General features: G+C 58.9%; 12 protein-coding genes. 8 read left to right on the top strand and 4 right to left on the bottom strand.

Features of this window, described 5'->3' with window-relative positions:
• The first annotated feature begins 55 nt into the window (after nt 1-55).
• The 5 genes from recC (at nt 56) to WA411_RS02690 (ending at nt 11,085) form a co-directional block, all read left to right on the top strand.
• Nucleotides 56-3,664, top strand: coding sequence for an exodeoxyribonuclease V subunit gamma (gene recC / locus WA411_RS02670; protein WP_291904916.1), 3,609 nt, complete (start codon nt 56-58; stop codon nt 3,662-3,664).
• Nucleotides 3,661-7,398, top strand: a complete 3,738-nt coding sequence (recB, locus tag WA411_RS02675; RefSeq protein ID WP_291904914.1) for an exodeoxyribonuclease V subunit beta — start codon at nt 3,661-3,663, stop codon at nt 7,396-7,398. Before recC ends, recB begins: the two co-directional genes overlap by 4 nt.
• Entirely contained in the window at nt 7,395-9,668 is a 2,274-nt protein-coding gene (gene recD / locus WA411_RS02680; RefSeq protein ID WP_291904912.1) for an exodeoxyribonuclease V subunit alpha, read from the top strand. Before recB ends, recD begins: the two co-directional genes overlap by 4 nt.
• 67 nt (nt 9,669-9,735) lie before the next feature.
• Entirely contained in the window at nt 9,736-10,407 is a 672-nt protein-coding gene (locus WA411_RS02685) for a PAS domain-containing protein (protein WP_291904910.1), read from the top strand.
• Nucleotides 10,408-10,437: 30 nt separating this feature from the next.
• Nucleotides 10,438-11,085, top strand: a complete 648-nt coding sequence (locus WA411_RS02690; RefSeq protein WP_291904907.1) for a GGDEF domain-containing protein — start codon at nt 10,438-10,440, stop codon at nt 11,083-11,085.
• Here WA411_RS02690 and WA411_RS02695 read toward each other — a convergent pair.
• Complete coding sequence (locus tag WA411_RS02695; protein WP_291904904.1) at nt 11,082-12,887, bottom strand: ABCB family ABC transporter ATP-binding protein/permease; 1,806 nt, start codon at nt 12,885-12,887, stop codon at nt 11,082-11,084. The two genes, WA411_RS02690 and WA411_RS02695, sit on opposite strands and share 4 nt — an antisense overlap.
• A gap of 159 nt (nt 12,888-13,046) precedes the next feature.
• On the opposite strand from WA411_RS02695, the gene WA411_RS02700 reads away from it, so the two are divergent.
• The 3 genes from WA411_RS02700 (at nt 13,047) to WA411_RS02710 (ending at nt 17,124) form a co-directional block, all read left to right on the top strand.
• Nucleotides 13,047-14,777 (top strand): ABC transporter transmembrane domain-containing protein, encoded by a 1,731-nt coding sequence (locus WA411_RS02700; protein ID WP_291905802.1) that lies wholly within the window; start codon nt 13,047-13,049, stop codon nt 14,775-14,777.
• 89 nt (nt 14,778-14,866) lie between these two features.
• A complete protein-coding gene (gabT, locus tag WA411_RS02705; protein WP_291904901.1) occupies nt 14,867-16,144 on the top strand; it encodes a 4-aminobutyrate--2-oxoglutarate transaminase in 1,278 nt (425 codons plus the stop codon).
• 215 nt (nt 16,145-16,359) lie between these two features.
• Nucleotides 16,360-17,124, top strand: coding sequence for a VC0807 family protein (locus WA411_RS02710; protein ID WP_291904898.1), 765 nt, complete (start codon nt 16,360-16,362; stop codon nt 17,122-17,124).
• A gap of 94 nt (nt 17,125-17,218) precedes the next feature.
• Here WA411_RS02710 and gyrB read toward each other — a convergent pair whose 3' ends face one another.
• The 3 genes from gyrB to WA411_RS02725 form a co-directional block, all read right to left on the bottom strand.
• The gene (gyrB, locus tag WA411_RS02715; protein ID WP_209399382.1) at nt 17,219-19,633 is read right to left on the bottom strand and encodes a DNA topoisomerase (ATP-hydrolyzing) subunit B; all 2,415 of its coding nucleotides are present in this window, start codon (nt 19,631-19,633) and stop codon (nt 17,219-17,221) included.
• Between the two features lie 54 nt (nt 19,634-19,687).
• Nucleotides 19,688-20,815, bottom strand: a complete 1,128-nt coding sequence (gene recF / locus WA411_RS02720) for a DNA replication/repair protein RecF (protein WP_291904894.1) — start codon at nt 20,813-20,815, stop codon at nt 19,688-19,690.
• Nucleotides 20,816-20,938: 123 nt separating this feature from the next.
• On the bottom strand, nt 20,939-22,210 hold the full coding sequence (locus WA411_RS02725) for an ABC1 kinase family protein (RefSeq protein WP_291904891.1): 1,272 nt from the start codon (nt 22,208-22,210) through the stop codon (nt 20,939-20,941).
• Nucleotides 22,211-22,218 lie beyond the last annotated feature (8 nt).

A 22,218-nucleotide genomic window follows, 5' to 3' on the forward strand; every position in this document is an offset into this window, starting at 1 on the left:
CACATACGGTAACCTGTGGCAACAGGATTGAACTGCATACCAGACAAGGAAATTCATGGCTGCTCTGTCCACCGATAAGCCCGCTACCATCGACCCCGGGTTTCACGCGATCCACGCCAACCATCTGGAAGACCTTCGCCGGGCGGTGGTCTACATCTGTCGGAACAATCCCATGCCGCCACTGGAGAGCGAGACCTTCCTGGTGCAGAGCAACGGCATTGCCCAGTGGCTGAAGCTCGCGCTGGCGGAGAAACGCACGGACGATGGCATGGACGGCGGTCTGGGTATTGCCGCCGGCATGGATTTCCTGTTTCCGGCCCGGTTTATCTGGCAGGCCTACCGGGCGGTCCTACCGGACGGCGAGGTGCCGGAACAGTCACCCTTCGACAAGCGTCGCCTGGTGTGGCGGCTGTACCGGTTACTACCCAGCCTCGTCGGTCAGGACGAAGCCTTCACACCTCTGGCCCGGTTTCTGGAGGGCAACGATCCGGACCTGCGCGATTTCCAGCTAGCGGAAAAAGTGGCGGATCTGTTTGACCAGTACCAGGTGTTCCGGGCCGACTGGCTGGCCGCCTGGGAGCAGGGCAAGAATGTGATTATCACAGCCCGGGCGGAGGAAAAGCCGCTGGATGCAGAAACCCGCTGGCAGCCTTTGCTCTGGCGCCGGCTCGTAGAGGATGTGGGCGCGGAAGCCCACACCAGCCGATCGCAGATCCACACCCGGTTTATGGAGCAGGGCCAGCGTATCCCGGCACCGGCAAATCCGTCGCGCCTGCCGAACCGGATCGTCGTATTCGGCGTTTCCTCGCTGCCGCGGCAGGCACTGGAGGCGCTGTATGTACTGAGCCGGTTCAGCCAGGTGGTGCTCTGTGTTCACAACCCCTGCCAGTTTTACTGGGCCGATATCATCAGCGATCGGGAGCTGCTCACGGCCGAACGCAAGCGGGGCAGAACCCATCCCACGCTGTCCGACGTTGAAGATCCAGACCAGCTACACCAGCACGCCAACCCGTTGCTGGCCGCCTGGGGCAAGCAGGGCCGTGACTACATCCGCCTGCTGGACGAGTTCGACAACCCGGAGGAATACCGGGGCAGCTTCCAGACCCCGGATCAGAAAATCGATATCTTCTCGGACCACGGCAACCAGGACGCACCGCGCCTCCTGCACCAGCTGCAGAACGATATCCACAACCTGACGCCCCTCCGGGAAATCCGCCAGCAGCATCGACAACTGGATTTGCGGCAGGATCACTCCCTGGCGTTCCACCAGGCCCACAGCCCCCAGCGTGAAGTGGAGATTCTGCACGACCAACTCCTGGCGGCTTTCAACGCCGACCCAACGCTGCGGCCCCGGGATGTTATCGTGATGGTGCCCGATATCAACGTGTACGCGCCTCATATACAGGCGGTGTTCGGCCGTTACCAGCCTGGGCGCAAGCGCCACATTCCCTTTACCATTTCTGATCAGGGCCAGCGCCACCACGAACCGGTGTTGATTGCCCTGGAAACCCTGATGTCACTGCCCCGCAGCCGCTTTGCGGTGAGCGAAATCATCAGCCTGCTGGAGGTGCCCGGCATAAGGGACCGCTTCGGGATCGGCGAAGACGAGATTCCCCTGGCCCGTCGCTGGGTGGAGGGCGCCAATATCCGCTGGGGGCTGCATGGGCTGCACCGGGAAAGCCTGGATCTGCCCGCCGAACTGGAGCGCAACACCTGGCAATCCGGGCTGCGCTCGATGCTGCTGGGGTATGGGATGGGCGACGATGAGCCCTGGGGTGGCGTGGAACCCTTCGGCGAGATCGGCGGCCTGCAGGCCAGCCTGGCGGGCCGCCTGAACGACTTTGTGCATCAGCTGGAAACCCTCTGGCTGGCGCTGCAGACCCGCCGCACGCCCGAAGACTGGGAACACCTGTTTTCAGACATGCTCGGGCAGTTTTTCCACAAGGTGGAAGGCAGCGACCTGTTGCTGCTGAACCGGTTCCGCCGCCAGCTGGAGCAGTGGCTGGAAGACGCCCTGGCCGCTGGCCTTGGGGAACAGACCCTGCCCCTGAATATCGTCAAGGATGTGCTGCTGGAAGGCCTGGATGAGGGCGGCCTCAACCAGCGCTTCCTCGCCGGCAAAGTGAATTTCGCCACCCTGATGCCGATGCGCGCCATTCCCTTCCGGAATGTGTGCCTGTTGGGCATGAACGACGGTGATTATCCCCGTTCCCGACCACCGGTGGATTTTGATCTGATGGCCCAGGATTACCGCCCTGGGGATCGCTCCCGCCGGGAGGACGACCGCTATCTGTTCCTGGAAGCTTTGTTATCCGCCCGGGAGCAGCTTTACATCAGCTGGGTGGGCCGGAGTATCAAAGACGATTCAGAACGACCGCCGTCGGTGCTGGTGGGCCAGCTGCAGGATCATCTCGACAGCTTGTGGTCCGTGGCAGGGCTACCGGACGCAAAAGTCACAGAAGTGCTCACCACCCAGCATCCGCTGCAACCCTTCAGCCGGGCCTATTTCCCGAAAGCCAATGGCCTGACAGAGGGCGAAGACAGTGAACCGCGGCCTCTGGCGGAGGTTCTGCAAGCCCGCCATCTATTCACTTACGAGCGGGAGTGGCGCAGTGCCCATGGTGGTGAAGCTGCGGAACACACCGAGTCTGCACTACCGTACCAGACGCCCGAAGAACCCATCAGCCTGAGCGATCTGGCGGCTTTCCTGAAAAAGCCCATCGACACCTTCTATCAACGTCGACTGCAGGTGCACTTCGAGGATGTTGAGGACGACGACACCGACAACGAGAATTTCGACCTGGACGGCCTCGACCGCTGGCGCCTGGACAATGAGTTGATTCAGGACGGACTGCTGAAAGCCGGCAATGAAGAAGAACTGGAAGACCGGTTGCAAACAATCCTGGACCGGATGGCCCGCCGCGGGGACCTGGGCATGGGCGTGACCGAGCACCGCCTGCGTTCCGAGTTGGCCGGGCGCTTGCCGGACCTGTTCGACCGGTACCAGAGTGCACTGGCAGACTGGCCGGAGGCGGTCGCCGAGCCTCTGCCTTTTGACTACCAGTTTGAGAATGCCCTGGGTTCGGTCGCCGTTGCCGATCTGATCGACCGTCTTCGCTCCAATGCCGCGGGCGATCTGTGCCGTCTGGTGGTGGCCAGCTCCAGCCTGCTGACCGGCTCCGGTTCCAGCAGGAAAGTGCGCTATGCCAACCTGATGCGGGACTGGCTGATTCACCTGGCCGGGCAAATGCGAGGTCAGCCGTTCGACACCCTGATCCTGGCTAAGGAGGAGGGCCGCCGCTTTCACTTTGCGGCGTTTACGCCGGAACAGGCCAGACCGCTGTTCGAAACTGTGCTCACCCGGTGGATGGAGGCCACCACACGTGCCTTGCCCATTCACTGCGAGGCCGGCTTTGCCTGGATCACCAGTTACTACGGCGGTAAAAAGTACGTCGGTGACCACGAGCGGGCTATCAACGAGGCCGAGCAAGCCTATACCACCGCTCTTGAGCGGGACGTTGGTTACCTGATGGGCACATTTGAAACGCCGGAACGGCTGATGGCCAGCGGCGAATTCGAAGCCCTGTTGCATCAGCTCTACGTGCCGGTTTGGGAAGCCGAGCAGGGCAAATCAGCGGCGGACCAGATCGGGAGTGTGGAATGACGGAACAGAAAAACAACCGGAACCCGAATCTGGATCCCCTGGCCCTCGCCCTGAACGGCAGCGCCCTGATCGAGGCCAGTGCCGGCACCGGCAAAACCTTCACCATAGCCATTCTTTACGTGCGCCTGGTGCTTGGCCACGGCCAGTCCCCGGACAGCCCGCTGCAGAATCTGCTGCCGCCCAACCTGCTGGTGGTGACCTTCACCGAGGCCGCCACCAAGGAACTGCGAGACCGTATCCGCACCCGGCTGACCCAGGCCGCGGAGGTGTTTTCGGAGGCGGCCGACGAGTCTGATCCGCCTGCAGAAACGGCACTGATCTACCAGCTAAGGAATGAGAGTTATCCGGATCCGGCCAGTTGGCCGGAATGCCGCAAAAAGCTGCTGCTGGCCGCAGAGTGGATGGACGAGGCGGCGGTATCTACTATCCACAGTTTTTGTAACCGCATGCTCAGCGAGCACGCGTTCGACAGCGGCAGCCTGTTCAAGCTGACCCTGGAAACCGACCAGAGCGAGCTGCTGGACGAGGTCGCCCGGGATTACTGGCGCACCTTTGTCTATCCTCTGCCCCCGATGCTGATGGACGAGGCACTGAGTCACTGGAAAACACCCGGGGATCTGCGCCAGGGTGTTCGCAACCTGATTGACGATCCCCAGAGCCTGGGCACACCGCCCGACAGCGTTCACCAGGCCATCGATCAGGTGGTCAGGCGGCGCCTGGAACAGTCACAGGCCCTCAAGGCTCATCCCTGGGGCCAGTGGCGCGAGGAAGTGACCCAGCTGCTGAACGATCTGAACAAGGCCAAACGACTCCATGGCGGGAGTAAGAACGCCATGATCAAGGTCTGGGACTTTTTGTTTGCCTGGGCAGAATCAGACGACCTGTTGCCCGAAAAGATCGATAGTGCCGCAGGCTTCAAGAATCAGACGCCCGACGGTCTCGACAAGATTCTGAAAGGCGATGAATCTGCCCCCCATCATCCTGCCTTCGACGCCATCGAAGCGCTGCTGGATTTCAGCCAGAACCAGCCCAGCGCCAAATCCGACATTCTGCGCCACGCCAGCCACTGGATAGCGGAACGGCTGGAATCGGAAAAGCAGAAACGCTCGGAAATGGGCTTTGACGATCTGCTTACCCGGCTGGACGAAGCCCTGCACGGCCCCCGTGGCGATCAGTTGGCAGCCACTATCCGGCGCCAGTTTCCGGTGGCCCTGATCGACGAATTCCAGGACACCGACCCGGTGCAGTACCGCATTTTCGACCGCATCTACAATGTGGCGGGCGGCGACCCCGACACCTGCCTGCTGATGATCGGCGATCCCAAGCAGGCTATCTACGGGTTCCGGGGTGCCGATATCTACACCTACCTGCAGGCAAGGCAGGGCGTGAAAGAACGCACCTACACACTGGGAAAAAACTTCCGCTCCGCCAAAACCATGGTGGCGGCGGTCAACCGGGTCTTCGAACACAGCGACCAGCACAGCCAGGATGGCGCCTTCCTGTTCGGCAAAGGCGATAACTCACCGCTGCCGTTCCAGGGTGTCGACGCCAACGGCACCAAACGGGTCTGGGCGATCAACGGGGAGGAGCAGCCCAGCCTGGTGTTCTGGACCCACGAATCCGGCGAAGAGGACAAGGACGGCAACCCGAAAGGTATGGCCAAGGGCACTGCCACGGCCGATGTGTCAGAAACCTGCGCCAGCGAGATCGCCCGCTTGCTGACCCTGGGCCAGGCCGGGCAGGCTGGTTTCGCCTTGCCTGAGAATCCGGAAGATCTGGACCCGGTTGCCCCGAAAGACATCGCCATACTGGTCAACAATCGCAACGAGGCCAGCGCGGTGCGGGACGCCCTGGGTCGCCGGCGCATCAAGAGCGTCTACCTGTCAGACCGGGATTCTGTACTGACTTCCCGGGAATCAAAGGAAATGCTGTGCTGGCTGCGGGCGTTTGCCGAGCCCCGGCAACTGGCCTACATACGCGCCGCGCTGGCCACGCCAACCCTCGGTCAGTCCTGGGATGCCCTGAATCAGCTGCTCACCGACGAGCTGGTGCTGGAGCGGGAAATCGAGCGATTTATCGGCTATCAGCAGCAGTGGCAGAAGCAGGGTGTGCTGCCCATGCTGCGCAGTTTCCTGATGGATTTCGAGGTACCGGGCCGGTTATTGCAACGCCCGGACGGCGAACGGCGGCTGACGGATATTCTGCACATTGCCGAGTTGTTGCAGCAGGACAGCCTGCAACTGGACGGCGAACATGCCCTGGTGCATCACTACACCCAGATACTGCGGGCGGCCGACGAAGAAGACGAGCACCGCACCCTGCGGCTGGAAAGTGATGCCGGCCTGGTGAAGGTTATCACCGTGCACAAGTCCAAGGGTCTGGAATACCCCCTGGTGTTCCTGCCCTTCGGCACGGCGTTTCGTGCCCAGAGTGAAAAACAGGCCTTCGTTCGCTATCACGATGACGGGGGCAGGCTGATCACGGTGTTCGATCCAGAACCTGAGGATGTGGCCAGGGCCGACCAGGAACGCCTGGGCGAGGATATCCGAAAACTCTACGTGGCCCTCACCCGGTCCCGCTTTGCCACCTGGGTGGGCACGGCGGCCCTGGATAACTGGCAGCAAAGCGGTCTGGGCTACCTGATTGCCGGCGGGGGCCAGAGCCGCATCAGCGACTGCCTGGAAGAACTGGCGCAGGGCAGAGCAGAGATCGGGATTACTCCGTTACCGGATCCGGACGAAACGCAGTATCAAGAGCAGGCCCCGGAAGCCCTCGGACCGGCACTGATCTCCGAACGGGAGGCTAAAGAGGACTGGTGGATCGCCAGTTACTCCTCCATCGAATACACCGGCATGACCGGCACCGGTATTGCCTTTACCGGTGAGGTGGAAGACGCCGAGACCCAGAACCTGCTGGAAGAGAGCAGTCAGGAAGGCAGCCAGGAAGAGAGCAACGAGACGGCTCAGCTGGCCGTTCACCGCAACCAACACCATTTCCCAAAAGGCGCTGGCCCCGGAACCTTCCTGCACGAACTGCTGGAGTGGTGCACGCAGCAGGGGTTTCAGCGGGTTGTGGACAACCCGTCCCTGCTTCACGAGCAACTGACCCGTCGCTGCGGCACCCGTGGCTGGAGTGACTGGGTGGAACCGTTGGAGCGCTGGTTGCTGGCTTTGATCAGCAAACCCTTGAGCCTCGACCGGGCCGGCACCGAACGTGTCAGTCTGGCGAATCTGACCACCCTGCGCCCCGAACTGGAATTCTGGTTCGAGAGCCGCAACGTCAGCGTGCGGAAGCTCGACCAGCTGGTGACCGCACACACCCTGAACGGCGCAGACCGGCCCCGGGTGGAGGAGACCCGCTTCAACGGCATGCTCAAGGGCTTCATCGATCTGGTGTTCGAACACGAGGGGCGGTATTACGTGCTGGACTACAAATCCAATACCCTGGGGGAGGACGACAGCGCCTACACCGACCAGGCCATGGGCGACGCCATTCTGGATAAACGCTACGACCTGCAGTACGTACTCTATCTGCTTGCCCTGCACCGGCTGCTGAAAGCCCGTTTGCCGGATTACGACTACGACCAGCACATTGGCGGCGCGGTGTATCTGTTCCTGCGGGGCGTTGAATCCCCGGGTGGTGGTGCATTCTCTGACAAACCACCCAGAACCCTGATTGAACAACTCGATGCCCTATTCGATGGCGAGTCCGTATCCGGGGAGGTGGCCGCATGAGCCGTTCCCGTTCTCACATCAAAAACTCCGACCACCAGATTGATCTGTTCGCCGACGATAACACCCCGGAATCGCCAACCATGGCGAAAGGCGGGGATAATCTGATCGAGATCAGGGGCCTGCTCAACAGCCTGGATAACACCGAGGCGCTTCTACAGCACTGGCAACAGGCAGAGTGGATCCGCCCACTGGATGTTGGTTTTGCCCGGCTGATCCGGGAGCTGTCGGAAGAGCAGGGCGAACAGCCGGACCCGCTGGTTCCGCTGCTGGCAGCGCTGACCTCCCATCAGGTGGGGCGCGGCCATGTGTGCGTTGATCTTGGCAATCTCCTGGCCGACGCCGGGCAGACCCTGTCACTGCCGCCGGAGGAGTCGATTCATCACCCACCCACCGATTCCGGCACAGGTAAACCGGATCAGCCAAAGCCCGCCGACGTGCTGGCAACAGTGACGCTGCCGGAGTGTTTGGCATTGCTGGGAGGATCCTGCGCCGTAAGTGATGGCTCACATACTACACCACTGGTGTTAAACGATACCCGGCTTTATCTGCGACGATTCTGGCGCTACGAGCAATGCATTGCCGAGGGAATTCGGCAACGGCTGACTCTGCCGTCGCCCATGGCGGATCCGGAATCCGGCCCTGCCCGTACCCTGTCCCGCGCCCTCGACCAGCTGTTCCAGTCGTCAGAACCGGTGGACTACCAGAAACTGGCCTGCGCCCTGGCAGCCCGAAACCGTTTCGCGGTCATCACCGGCGGACCCGGCACCGGAAAGACCACCACGGTGGTTAACCTGCTGGCGGCTTTGCAGGCGGTTGCCGGTGAATCCCCGGACAGGGCGGGCCGGAAATACCGTATCCGGCTGGCGGCCCCGACCGGCAAGGCTGCCGCCCGACTGAACGAATCCATCGGCGGTGCGGTCAGCCGCTTGCCGCTGGCCGACTTACCCGGCAACGTGGAGCTGGCGGATATTCCCACCAGGGTCACCACCCTGCACCGGTTGTTGGGCAGCCGGCCCGATACCCGCAGATTCCGCCACAACCGTGATAACCCGTTGCTGGTAGATATTCTGGTGATCGACGAAGCCTCCATGGTGGACGTCGACCTGATGGCATCGGTGTTCGATGCCCTGCCCGCCAACGCCCAGCTCATCCTGCTGGGCGACAAGGACCAGCTGGCCTCGGTAGATGCCGGCGCAGTACTCGGTGAGCTGTGCCAGCGGGCCTTCCAGGCTCACTACACACCGCAAACAGCGCAGTGGCTGGCCACCATGACCGGTAGCCGGCTACCTCAGTCACTGGTTGACGAATCGGGCCATCCCCTGGATCAGTCCGTGGCCATGCTGCGCAAGAGCTACCGGTTCCGGGAAGACAGCGGTATCCGTGCCTTTGCCGAAGCCGTGAATACCAATGCGCTGGATCGCGCCATGGTGCGCCGGATCCGGGAGGCGGCGTTCGACGATGTCATCCTGCTCAGCAGCCCACCCGGAAAACCGGATCCGGAAGACACCCTGGAGCTGGTGTGCAAACATGCCATCACCGGCTCGCCGGAGGCCTTCCGCAACGCCGGACAGGGTCGACAGGTGAACGATCAGCCGTTGCCGCCACCGGTCGGCTACCGTCATTATCTGGAGCAGCTACAGAATCATGACCTGGATGAAAACAGCTCCCGGGGCGACTGGGATGCGATGGCAGTGCAGCTGCTTGAAGCTTTCAGTGACTTCCAGGTGCTCTGTGCCCTGCGCAAGGGGCCCTGGGGCGTGGAAGGGCTGAACGACCGGATCGCCACGCAGTTGCTGGCTGAAAAGCTGATTCCGCGCGCCGAGGGCTGGTACCCGGGCCGGCCAGTGTTGATCACCGGCAACGATTACAACCTGGGCCTGATGAACGGCGATATCGGCATTACCGTCAGCGTGCCCTGGGACCGGACGGAAACCGGGGAGCCCCGATACACGCTGAGGGTGGCCTTCCCCAGCAGCGACACACCCGGCGGTATTCGGTGGATCTCGCCCAGTCGGCTGCAGCAGCTGGAAACCGTGTACGCCATGACGGTGCACAAATCCCAGGGCTCGGAGTTCAATCACACCTGTCTGGTGCTGCCAGACCGGCTCAGCCCTGTGTTGACAAAGGAACTTGTCTACACCGGCATCACCCGGGCCCGGAACTGGTTCAGTTTGATAGCGTCTCACCCACAAATTCTGGAGGATGCCGTGGCACAGCAGGTTACCCGTGCTTCTGGCCTGGCCATCGCGGTCAGGGAATCTACTGATTAAGGAGTATCGCCTTGCGCTACATGTTTCGATATGATCGTCTGGTTTTCCGTGACAAGTAGTGCAGCGTATGGCCTTCGATTCCTCGTACCTTCAGCAAGACGAAGCGTCCCGTCTTAAAACCATTCTCGAAGGCACCGGTGCCGGCACCTGGGAGTGGAACGTTCAGACAGGTGAGACCATCTTTAACGAACGCTGGGCCGAAATCATCGGTTACTCGCTGGAAGAGCTGCAACCCACCTCCATCGAAACCTGGATGGCCTTCGCTCACCCTGACGATCTGGCAGTTTCCGATCAGCGGCTGAACGCCCATTTCCGCGGCGACACCGAATACTATGAGTGCGAAGCCCGAATGCGGCATCGTGACGGCCACTGGGTCTGGGTCCGCGACTATGGGCGCCTGGTCAGCCGCACGCCGGAAGGGGAGCCGGAGTGGATTTCAGGAACCCACATAGAGATCTCCAGCAGCAAACATTACGAGCAGAAGCTTGAGCTGATCAAAGCCGAGCAACAGCAAACGATCGAGCACTTTGAAAAAATGTCGTCGTTGCTGCCAGGTGTGATTTTCCAGTTCGAGGTAGCGCCAGACGGAACCATGAGCTTTCCATACGCCAGTGCCGGAATCGAGCGGGTATACGGCGTGACGCCCGAGCAGGCGAAAGCGGATGGTTCCATCGTTTTCAACGCCATCCATCCCGAGGATCGCAAGTACGTAAACCAGACGATCAACCTATCCCGGTAAAGCGGTGAAAACTGGATTTGCGAATACCGTGTGGTCAACGAAGGGGTTACCAACTGGGTTCTGGGCCGTTCGAAACCAGAGTTCAAACCCGACGGTACCGTGCTCTGGCACGGCGCCATCCTGGATATCACCTCCCAGAAAGCCCTCGAGGAACAACTGCGACAGAGTTCAACCACCGATGATCTGACCGGAACAGCCAACCGCCGCCGCTTTACCGAAGTACTCGGATGGGAATTTCAGCGCTTGAAAAGAAACGGCGCGGGCTACGCCGTGGTATTGATTGATTTCGACTGGTTCAAGAAGGTCAATGACCGCTACGGACACCATGTCGGCGATCTGGTCCTCAAAGAAACCGCCAACCGCATCAAGAATGAACTGCGTTCCGGCGACACCCTGGGTCGCATCGGGGGTGAGGAATTTGCCGTTCTCATGCCCCAAAGCGATGAAGCGAGCGCCCGGCAGCTGGCTGAACGCCTTCGCCAGTCTGTCGAAGAGCTGGAATTCGTCGGCTTTACGGAACTCCGCGGAACCATCACCTGCGGCGTGGCCATCTCCGATAAAGCCGACGAGAAACCCAGCCAGATCCTCGTGCGGGCCGACCAGGCGATGTACCGGGGCAAGGCGCAAGGACGCAATCAGGTGGTCGTATTTGATCAGACCCTGTCGGATCCCGGCTAAATCCCGGCTTCCCCGCGATCATGCTGGTGTTGCTGTAGCCACAGGCGGGCGTAATGGCCGTTTTGTGCCAGAAGTTCCTGATGATGTCCGCTTTCCACGATTTTCCCACCATCCATCACCAGAATGCTGTCCGCGTCCATAACCGTGGACAGTCTGTGAGCGATCACCAGGGTTGTTCTTCTCTGGCTGACTTCCTTGAGCGCCCCGAGAATCGCTTGCTCCGACAGTGAATCCAGGGAGGACGTGGCCTCATCCAGAATCAACAACGGCGGGTTCTTCAGAATCACCCTGGCAATGGCCACCCGCTGTTTTTCACCCCCGGAGAGCTTCAGGCCACGCTCGCCCACCTTGGTTTCATAGCCCTCCGGCAGGCTGTGGATAAAGTCTTCCAGGTGAGCCATGCGGGCCGCCCGATAGACCTCCTCCTCGGTGGCTTCCGGCCGGCCGTAGGCCAGGTTCCGGTACAGGGTATCGTTGAACAGCACCGTATCCTGGGGCACCACACCAATCGCCGACCGCAGGCTGTCCTGAGTTACCGTCCGGATATCCTGGCCATCGATACGGATAGCGCCCTGATCAACTTCATAAAAGCGGAACAGCAGGCGGGCGAGGGTGGACTTGCCGGCGCCACTGGCCCCCACCACCGCCACCGTGTGTCCCGCCGGGATGGAAAAGCTCACATCCCGCAGGATCGGCCGGTCCGGGCGGTAGGCAAAGTGGATATGATCGAACTGCACTTCGCCTTTATCCACAGCCAGTTTCGTTGCGTCCGGGGCATCCTCAATGGCCGGCTTATCCCCCAGCAGCTTGAACAGACGCTCGACGTTCACCAGGGCCTGTCGGATTTCCCGGTAGACAAAACCCAGGGCATTCAGGGGTATGAACAGCTGCAGCAGATAGGCGTTGATCATGGTGAAATCCCCGAGGGTGATCTCGCCGCTGGCCACCTCCCGCACCGCCATAGCCATGATGACAATCATGGCCAGACCAATAATCAGCGCCTGGCCAGAGTTCAGGGCGGCCAGTGACAGCCGGTTCTTCAATCGGGCCTGTTCCCAGTCGTCCAGGTCCCGGTCATAAACTTCGGCCTCATAGCGCTCGTTGTTGAAATATTTCACCGTCTCGTAGTTGAGCAGGCTGTCTATGGCCCGCGAGTTGGACTGATTATCCCGGGCATTGGCTTCGCGCACGAATTTGGTCCGCCATTCGGTGATCTTGATGGAGAAAACCACATACACCACGACAGCCACCAGGATCGCCAGCACATAGCTGACGTTAAACACGACGAACAGGATGCAGGCCACCAGCAGGATCTCCAGCAGGGTGGGCACGATGTTGAACAGGGTAAAACGGAGCAGGAAGCTGATTCCATTCGTGCCCCGCTCAATATCCCGGGCCAGGCCGCCGGTCTTGCGGTCCAGGTGGAAGGCCAGTTCCCGCTGGTGCAGGTGCTCGAACACCCGCAGGGACACCCGGCGCATGGCCCGTTCAGCCACCCGGGCGAAGACGGCATCCCGGAGCTCGTTGAACAGGGTTGCACCAAAGCGCAGTGAACCGTAGGCGACCACCAGGATCACCGGAATCCACAGGAGCATATCGGCGCCCCGGTTCTGGTCCAGGTAGTCGACGATGTATTTCAGGGCGATGGGTGTGGCAACGGTGGCCAGTTTGGCCAGCACCAGCAAAACCAGGGACAGGACCACCCGGCCACGGAACTCGGCGAGGTAGGGCCAGAGGCCTGAAATTATTTTCCAGTCCGGTTTATGATCTGCCGGGTAGTCGTTGTCGGCGTAGGCTCTCAATTCATGTTCCTTTCGCTTCAGAGTAGTCGAGCGCGCGGGTGGAGCAGCTCTTGCGTAGCTGTATGATAGGTCTTATTGCCAGTACAAACCGTATTGGAGTGGAGTCTACAGTAGCCATTACCGTGGAGGCACATCATCAACACCCGTCACCGAAAAGCCCTGAAACTGGTCATCGACTTTATCAGCCCCTATCGCCGAGCTGTCGCCGGTGCCTTGGTGGCGCTGGTTTTCACGGCAGGTATCACGCTGGGGTTAGGGCAGGGTTTACGTATCCTGGTGGATCAGGGATTAGCCACCGAGTCGCCGGAGAATCTGGCCAGGGCGATCGGGCTGTTCTTCGTACTGGTGCTTGGCCTGGCATTCGGGTCGTTCGCCCGGTTCTACCTTGTGTCCTGGATCGGTGAACGGGTGGTGGCGGATATTCGCAAGAAAGTGTTCAACCACCTGATTGATCTTCATCCAGGCTTTTTCGAACAGAATCGGGCCCTGGAAATCCAGTCGCGGTTTACGGCAGACACCACTGTTCTCCAGTCGGTGATTGGCTCCACGGTGTCCATTGCCCTCCGGAACGCCCTGATGTTGATCGGTGGCTTGCTCCTGCTCTTCATTACTAACGCCAAGCTGGCCAGCATTATTCTGTTGGGCTTCCCCCTGGTCATCGCGCCCATCCTGTTTTTTGGCCGGAGGGTTCGTGCGCTGTCCCGGCTCAGTCAGGATAGGGTGGCTGATGTCGGCAGCTATGTGGGCGAGAGCCTTACCCAGATCAAGACGGTTCAGGCCTTTAATCACCAACCCCATGATCGCAGGTACTTCTCCGAAGTTTCTGAACGGGCTTTTGATATTGCCCGTCAGCGCATCCGTCAGCGTGCCTGGCTGACCACACTGGCCATTTCCCTGGTCATGGGTGCTGTTGGCATCGTTATCTGGATTGGGGGCCTGGATGTAATTAATGGCCGTATCAGTCCTGGCGAGCTGGCCGCCTTCGTGTTTTACAGCCTGCTGGTGGGTGTAGCCGCAGGTGCCATCAGTGAGGTGATCGGCGAGCTGCAGAGGGCCGCCGGTTCAGCAGCACGGCTATTCGAGTTATTACAGACCGAGCCGGCGTTTGAACGCACAGAAGCAACCGGAGGCCTTCCGGAACCGGTCAAAGGTGAAATCCGCATCGACCACTTGAGCTTCAGCTATCCGGGACGCACCGAAAAGCCGGCGCTGTCGGATTGCTCTCTAACGGTCAGGGCTGGTGAGACCCTGGCCCTGGTGGGCCCGTCCGGGGCTGGTAAATCCACCCTGTTTGATCTGCTTCTGCACTTCTATCAACCGACGGAAGGCAAAGTGCTCATCGACGGAATGGACGCCGCGGGTCTGTCTCTTGAGGCCCTGCGACGGTGTTTTTCCCTGGTGCCCCAGAATCCAGCCCTGTTCCATGGCACCGTAGCCGATAACATCCGCTACGCGAGACCCGATGCCAGCCAGCAGGACGTCGAGCGGGCGGCGACGATCGCCCATGCCCATGATTTCATCCAGAGCCTGCCAAAAGGCTATGAAACGCCGCTTGGAGATGCCGGCCTCGGTCTTTCCGGTGGCCAGAAGCAGCGCCTTGCCATTGCCCGGGCCCTGCTGGCGGATGCACCAATCCTGCTTCTGGATGAAGCCACCAGTGCCCTGGATGCAGAAAGCGAAAACCTGATCCAGCAGGCCATGCCGGCCCTTACCGCAGGGCGAACCACCCTGGTGATTGCCCATCGTCTGGCTACCGTGCGTGATGCTGACCGCATTGCGGTACTGGACGAGGGACGCCTGCTGGCGGTAGGCAGCCACGACGAACTGATTCGCCACAATGCCTTGTATCAGCGGCTGGCAAAACTGCAATTCCGGGACGATGCCGCCTGAGGAATACAATAGTCGGTTTGTTTCCTGTCACCGTACTACTTACACTGTTAGATGAAACTTTCGAACCTGAACCCAGGGAGAATGGCAAAGTGAGCAATAAAGAATTGCAGGCACTCAAAGAACGCTACGTTGCGGCGGGCGCGGCAAGTCCCAATGAACAGTTTGCCGACCATGCAACGAATGCAGAATTGTGGGATGCAGACGGCAAACGCATGATCGATTTTGCCGGCGGCATTGGTGTATTGAACATTGGCCATCGCCACCCGAAGGTGGTGGAAGCGGTCAAAGCGCAGCTGGACAAGCTGATGCATACCTGCCAGACGGTCATGCCCTATGAGGGCTATGTGAAGCTGGCTGAAAAACTCAGCGGCGTGGTACCGGTACGCGGCCATGCCAAGGTGATGTTGGCCAACTCAGGTGCCGAAGCCCTGGAAAACGCCATGAAGATTGCCCGTGCGGCAACTGGCAAGACCAACGTAATCTGCTTTGACGGCGGTTATCACGGCCGTACCTTCTACACCATGGCGATGAACGGCAAGGCGGCCCCTTATCAGACAGACTTCGGTCCCATGCCCGGTACCGTCTACCGTGCCCCCTATCCCGTGCCTTATCACGGGGTCAGCGAAGAGGAAGCGTTGCGTGGCCTGAAGATGGCCATGAAGGCGGACTCCCCGGCCCACAACACGGCTGCGATCGTCATCGAGCCGGTTCTGGGTGAGGGCGGTTTCTACGCGGCACCGACCAGTTTCCTCAAGGAAATCCGCAAGATCTGCGATGAAAACGACATCCTGATGGTGGTGGATGAAGTCCAGAGCGGCTTTGGCCGGACCGGGAAGATGTTTGCCATCGAGCACAGTGGCGTTGAGCCAGATCTGATGACCATGGCCAAGAGTATGGCCGATGGCATGCCGATATCCGCAATCGTCGGCACCGACAAGTATATGGATGCTTCTGGCCCGAACTCGCTGGGCGGCACCTATACGGGTAGCCCGACAGCCTGTGCCGCAGCACTGGCCGTGTTTGATGTGTTCAAGGAAGAGGATATCCTCGGCAAATCCCAAGCGCTGGGCGAGAAGCTCAAGCAGCGCTTCGGCCAGTGGCAGGAACAGTTTGCCCATGTCGACAACGTCCGAAATCTCGGACCCATGGCAGCGTTCGAACTGGTGGAAAGCAAAGAAAGCCGGACACCGAAACCGGAACTGGCGGCGGCGGTAACCAAAAAAGCGAAGGAGAAGGGACTGATTCTTCTAAGCTGTGGCATGTACGGCAACACATTGCGCTTCCTGATGCCGGTCACCATCGAAGATGATGTACTGGAAGAAGGGTTGGCAATTGTGGAAGAAAGCCTCAAGGAGGTCGGTGCCTGATTGGGCACTGGGCTTCAAGAGGAATGAGAAAGCCGGGCATAAGCCCGGCTTTTTTATAACGAAAATAGAATTCTCGAGCCGGTTCTTTAGCTGGCAGCCCCAGAGTTGACGCGCGCTGGCAGCGGTTACGTCCGGGCTCGGATTCATCGTATACTTCCGAAAGTTCTCCAGCAGTGCCGTTCGGCCTGCTCCAGTTTCACCAAACAGGCTAGAACATGACCTCTCCGAGTTCCGCGAACAGACCGGACCACAAGCCAAGACCCTGGGTCGATTTGCTGGTCAGCATTATCATTCCTTCCGTAATTCTGATGAAATTCAGTGGCGACGAACACCTGGGCAACGTCAACGCCCTTCTCATTGGCCTGGCGTTTCCTCTGGGCTGGGGCCTGTTCGAGCTGATCAAATATCGGAAAAAGAACTTCATTGCAGTGCTGGGTCTGGTCAGCGTGGGCTTGACCGGAGGCATTGGCCTGCTGGAACTGGATGCCGGCTGGCTAGCTATCAAAGAGGCCGCGATTCCCGCAGTCATTGGCCTGGCGGTACTGGCCTCCACTAGGACCAAGTATCCGCTGGTACGAACGCTGCTATATAACCCGAGTGTTCTGGATGTGGATAAGATCCACAAGACGCTCGAGGAAAACAACCGTGTGGAAGAGTTCGAAGCACGACTTCTGAAGGCCAGTTATTTCTTTGCAGGCACCTTCCTGTTCTCATCGATCATGAACTACGTGCTGGCCAAATGGATTGTGGTCAGCCCCTCCGGCACCCAGGCGTTTAATGAGGAGCTGGGCCGGATGACCCTGGTGAGCTATCCCATGATCGCGATTCCTTCAATGATCATGATGATTCTGATTTTCTATTATCTGTGGCGGACCATTCGCCGTCTGACCGGGTACACCCTGGAAGAGGTGATGGCGCCGCATCTGGCTGAAAAAGAGAAACAAAGGAACAAATCTTCGGAATCCACCACCGGGAAGTAACGGTTTCTCAGATATTCCGATAAGACCAACCGCAAAAAAGCGGCGGAGGTTTGGAAGCCTCCGCCGCTTTTTTTATGACAACCTGGACCAGTGATCAGACGTCCAGGTTGGTCACCTCCAGAGCATTGGTCTGGATAAAGTCACGACGAGGCTCTACGTCGTCGCCCATCAGCGTCGTGAAGATCTGGTCTGCCGCGATGGCGTCCTCGATCGTCACTTTCATCATCCGACGGGTCTCCGGATCCATGGTGGTTTCCCACAGCTGTTCCGGGTTCATCTCGCCCAGCCCTTTGTAGCGCTGGATGTTCAGGCCACGCTGGGCCTCTTTCATCAGCCAGTCCAGGGCGCCTTCAAAGGACAGAACCGGCTGCTTGCGCTCACCACGCTGGATAAAGGCGCCTTCTTCAATCAGACCATCCAGAGTCTCACCCATCCGGGCTATGGCCGCGTACGAGGACGATTCAAAGAACTCATGGCTGAACACGTGCTCGTAAGGAATGCCATGAACATAGATCGTGACTTTCGGGAGGAACAGACCCCGTTCAGTATCCTTGGTCACCGAGAAGGTGTACTTGGTGCCGGTGCGAGTGTCCAGATCCAGACCATCACCCAGGCGCGCTACCCAACGTGCCACTTCTGCTTCTTCTTTCAGGTGCTCAGGCTTGAGCGTGACATTCTGAAGCATCTGCTCCAGCACCTTGGCTGGGTAGGCCCGTGACAGGCGACCAATCATGTTCATGACGGCCTGGTAGTCCTTGACCATGGTTTCCAGCGCAGAATCCTTGATGGCCGGAGCCTCGGGGTTCACAAAGAGCTGGGCGCCTTCCAGTGCGGTCTGGGTAAGGTAGGCTTCCTTGGCTTTCTCATCCTTCAGGTATTGCTCCTGCTTGCCACGCTTGACCTTGTACAGCGGTGGCATCGCGATAAAGACGTGGCCACGCTCAATGATCTCGCGCATCTGACGGAACAGGAAGGTCAGCAGCAGGGTCCGGATGTGGGACCCGTCCACGTCCGCATCCGTCATGATAATAATGGAGTGGTAACGCAGCTTGTCCGGATTGAACTCTTCCCGTCCAATGCCGCACCCCAGTGCCGTAATCAGGGTGCCCACTTCCGCAGAAGAGAGCATCTTGTCAAAGCGCGCTTTTTCCACGTTCAGGATCTTACCCTTCAACGGGAGGATGGCCTGAGTTTTACGATCGCGGCCCTGTTTTGCGCTACCACCGGCCGAGTCACCCTCCACAATGTAAAGTTCGGAGAGGGCGGGGTCTTTCTCCTGGCAGTCCGCCAGTTTTCCGGGCAGGCCGGCAATGTCCAGGGCGCCTTTTCGGCGGGTCATGTCCCGCGCTTTCCGGGCGGCTTCACGGGCCCGTGCAGCCTCGATCATCTTGTTAACGATCAGCTTGGCTTCGTTCGGCTGCTCTTGCAGGTACTCCGCAAAGCTCTGGTACAGCTCCTGCTCGACCGCGGTTTTCACCTCGGAAGACACCAGCTTGTCCTTGGTCTGGGAGGAGAACTTCGGATCCGGAACCTTGACGCTGATGATGGCGGTCAGGCCTTCACGGGCATCGTCGCCTGATGTGGCAACTTTTGCTTTCTTGCCCAGACCTTCCTGCTCAATGTAGTTGTTGAGAGAACGGGTCAGGGCGGCGCGGAAACCGGCGAGGTGGGTACCACCGTCCCGCTGGGGAATGTTGTTGGTGAAGCAGTAGATATTCTCCTGGAAGGCGTCATTCCACTGCATGGACACTTCCACCGCAATCCCGTCTTCGCGTTCGCGGTTGAAGTGGAACACCCGGTTGATCGGCGTCTTGTTGGCGTTCAAATGCTCAACAAAGGCTCGCAGGCCACCTTCGTATTCAAAGACTTCTTCCTTGCCAGAGCGTTCGTCGGTCAGACGGATTCGCACACCACTGTTCAGAAAGGCCAGCTCGCGAAGGCGCTTGGCGAGAATGTCGTAATGGAATTCGATGTGGGTAAAGGTTTCCGGCGACGGAATGAAGTGCACCTTGGTGCCGGAGGCATCGGTTTCACCAACCGCCGCAAGAGGCGCGTTGGGAACACCGTGAGTGTAAGTCTGCTCGTAGACCTTGTTGTCGCGACGGATAGTCAGGGTCAGAGTAGAGGACAGTGCGTTCACTACAGAAACACCAACGCCGTGCAGACCACCAGACACTTTGTAGGAGTTATCGTCGAATTTACCACCGGCGTGCAGCACGGTCATGATAACTTCCGCGGCGGAAACGCCTTCCTCTTCGTGCAGATCCACCGGAATTCCACGGCCGTTATCCTTGACCGTCACCGACTCGTCCGGGTGAATAATCACACCAATCTCCGAGCAGTAGCCCGCGAGCGCTTCATCGATGGAGTTATCCACCAACTCAAAGACCATGTGGTGCAGGCCGGTACCATCATCGGTATCCCCGATGTACATGCCTGGCCGCTTTCGCACCGCATCGAGTCCTTTCAAGACTTTGATACTGGAGGAATTGTAGTTCGATTCACTCATTCGGAAACTCCTGAAGCGTGATAGGCCGGGGCTGTCTGATTCCTCGCACCGGACTTATTCTTCCGTCAATTTGCCATGTTCCACGTGGAACAATCTGTAATCCGGTGCCTTACCGTCGGGCCAGAGCTGCTCCACCAGAGGGCGCTCGATAGAGGTAATAAACACCTGACAACGTAATGCCTGCAACCTGCTGGCGAGCATGGCCCGATGCCCCTCATCCAGTTCGGCGTTGATGTCGTCCAGCAAAAACGTCACCTGCTTGCCCATGTCACTCAACACCATGCCTTGGGCAATCTTCATCAAAATCACCAGGGTTTTCTGCTGGCCCCGGGAGAAGGTTTCGGCAACAGGCCTTCCCTGAAACTTCAACCGGATGTCCGCACGGTTCGGACCATACAGGGTGTGTCCAACCTTACGCTCCTGCTCCCGGTGGTCTGCAAGCAATTCCACCAGTGGACGGGTGACATCCCAGCCCGGATAGTATTCCAGCTTGAGTCCTTCGGTCCAGGGTACTTCCACTTCCCCAACCAGCTTTACAAAAGCCGCCTTGAACCGGTCAAAGGTGCCGGAACGAGCCTCGGTAATACGTTCACTCAGGGTAGCGTACTGATGGTCCCAGACCCGCATTAAAGCTTCGTCTAGTCTACCATTTCTCAGCGTTTGATTCCGCTGTGATGTAACTCTCTGGCATTGCTGCCACACAGATCCGAACGAAGGTTCCACGTGGAACACTAACCAATCCAGAAACTGCCGGCGCTTTCCCGGCCCGCCCGCAACCACATCAAACACACCAGGGTCTATGACCGATACCGGGAGATGTTTTGCAAGACCGGACAAGCTGCGAACCGCTTCGCCATCCACCCGCAACACCGTTTCCTTCTGCCCCACATCCCGGGCTATTCCAAGCCGATGCACAAGTTCACAGTCATTACCCTGGCTATTTCCCTCGAGACCATGATCCAGACCGCCGAACACCGTGAGTCGTTGTTGGCCATGACTGACCACCGCTTGGTGTCGATTCACTCGAAAGGAGCGTCCCAATCCCAGGTAACCAATTGCTTCCAAAACGCTGGTTTTACCGCTGCCGTTTTCTCCATAAAGCAGATTGAAGGAAGGCGAAAAACTGACGGGCGCAGACGACAGATTGCGAAAATTTTCAGTCTGGAATTTTACAAGCGCCATAGAAAAGCAAACTCGAAGGGGAGGGGAAGGAACCGGAACACTCGTAGAACGAAAAAGGCAGCGTTACCTCCCTTCAGTAACGCTGCCCTAGTGTACAAAAGCCACTCGCTCAAGGCGACAGCCTTAGTGGAGCATATTCAACCGTTCGTCCATAAACACGTCCATTTCCGGAGCCAGGATGTGAACGTAGCGATCGAAATACAGGAACTGTTTCAACAGCAAGGCAAACTCCCTGGGGAAATGGAGACCATGGCTTTCACCGATCTTAACCATGTCCATGAGAATGTGATTAACGTCATCCTCCGCCTGGTCCGCCTCATAGGGCACTTCGTCCGGCACCATCTTGTCCATCTGCTGATACAGTCTTCTAAGATCCCTCGCGAGGTCTTCAACCCGAACCGTCTGGCGCGTAATGCCGATACGGATCATGGCATCAGCCATCCCCTCAAAGTTGCCGACCATGACCGCCGAAATAAAATCACTGACCGCCTGCCAGGTGTCCGGCTTGATCCGACCGACAATCCCGAAATCAATAAAACCGACCCGGCCATCCTTCAGAACCATCAGGTTACCGGCGTGGACATCCGCGTGGAAAAATTCGCACTGAGTCAGGCTGGCAAACCAGGTGTTCATGGCGGTGATCAACGTGCGTTCCGGATCGCGGGCATAGCCGCGAATACTTTCCAGATCCGTCAGGGAAACACCGTGGAAGCGTTCCATGGTCAAAATCCGGCGAGTGCTGCAGTGCTCAAACACCCTTGGCACCGCCGCATCTTCGTTATGAGTGTCGTGCAGGAAATCCCGGAACACCTTCAGGTTGTTGGCTTCCTTGATGAAGTCACACTCTTCCATCATCGTCCGCTGGATTTCCTCCACAATACCGGACATGGAAGTCCAGGACAGTTTCGGCGCCAAGGTTTCAAGAATGCGGGCAGACAGATACAGAAAGTTCAGATCCGTCAGCAAAATGTTCTCCACCCCCGGCTTCTGGACCTTTATCACCACTTCTTCACCGGTCACCAATCGGGCGGCGTGAACCTGGGCAATCGAGGCCGACGCCAGCGCCACCGGATCAATTTCCGCATAGACTTCATCCAGCGGTCGACCCAGTTCCTCCCGGATGATCTTCTTGATCACACCAAAGGGCAGGTTAGGGGTCTTATCGAGGCAGTACTGGAATTCCTCCACATACTCCTTGGGGAAAAACGTGGGAGAGCTGGCAATAAACTGTCCCAGCTTGATGTAGGTCGCACCGAGTGATTCAAACGTTTGCCTTAACAGCCTGGGCGTAGGAGGCCGATCCCCCCGCAGCCAATTGATCCCGGTGCGCCCGAGTACCGACACAGTCTGGCCAATCCGGAAGGCGCCTTTGATTCCATTCGTTACGGTACTCATCAATCGAC

The organism is Marinobacter sp. CH_CUG1437-1 (genome assembly GCF_037029655.1).
GTDB lineage: Bacteria > Pseudomonadota > Gammaproteobacteria > Pseudomonadales > Oleiphilaceae > Marinobacter > Marinobacter salsuginis.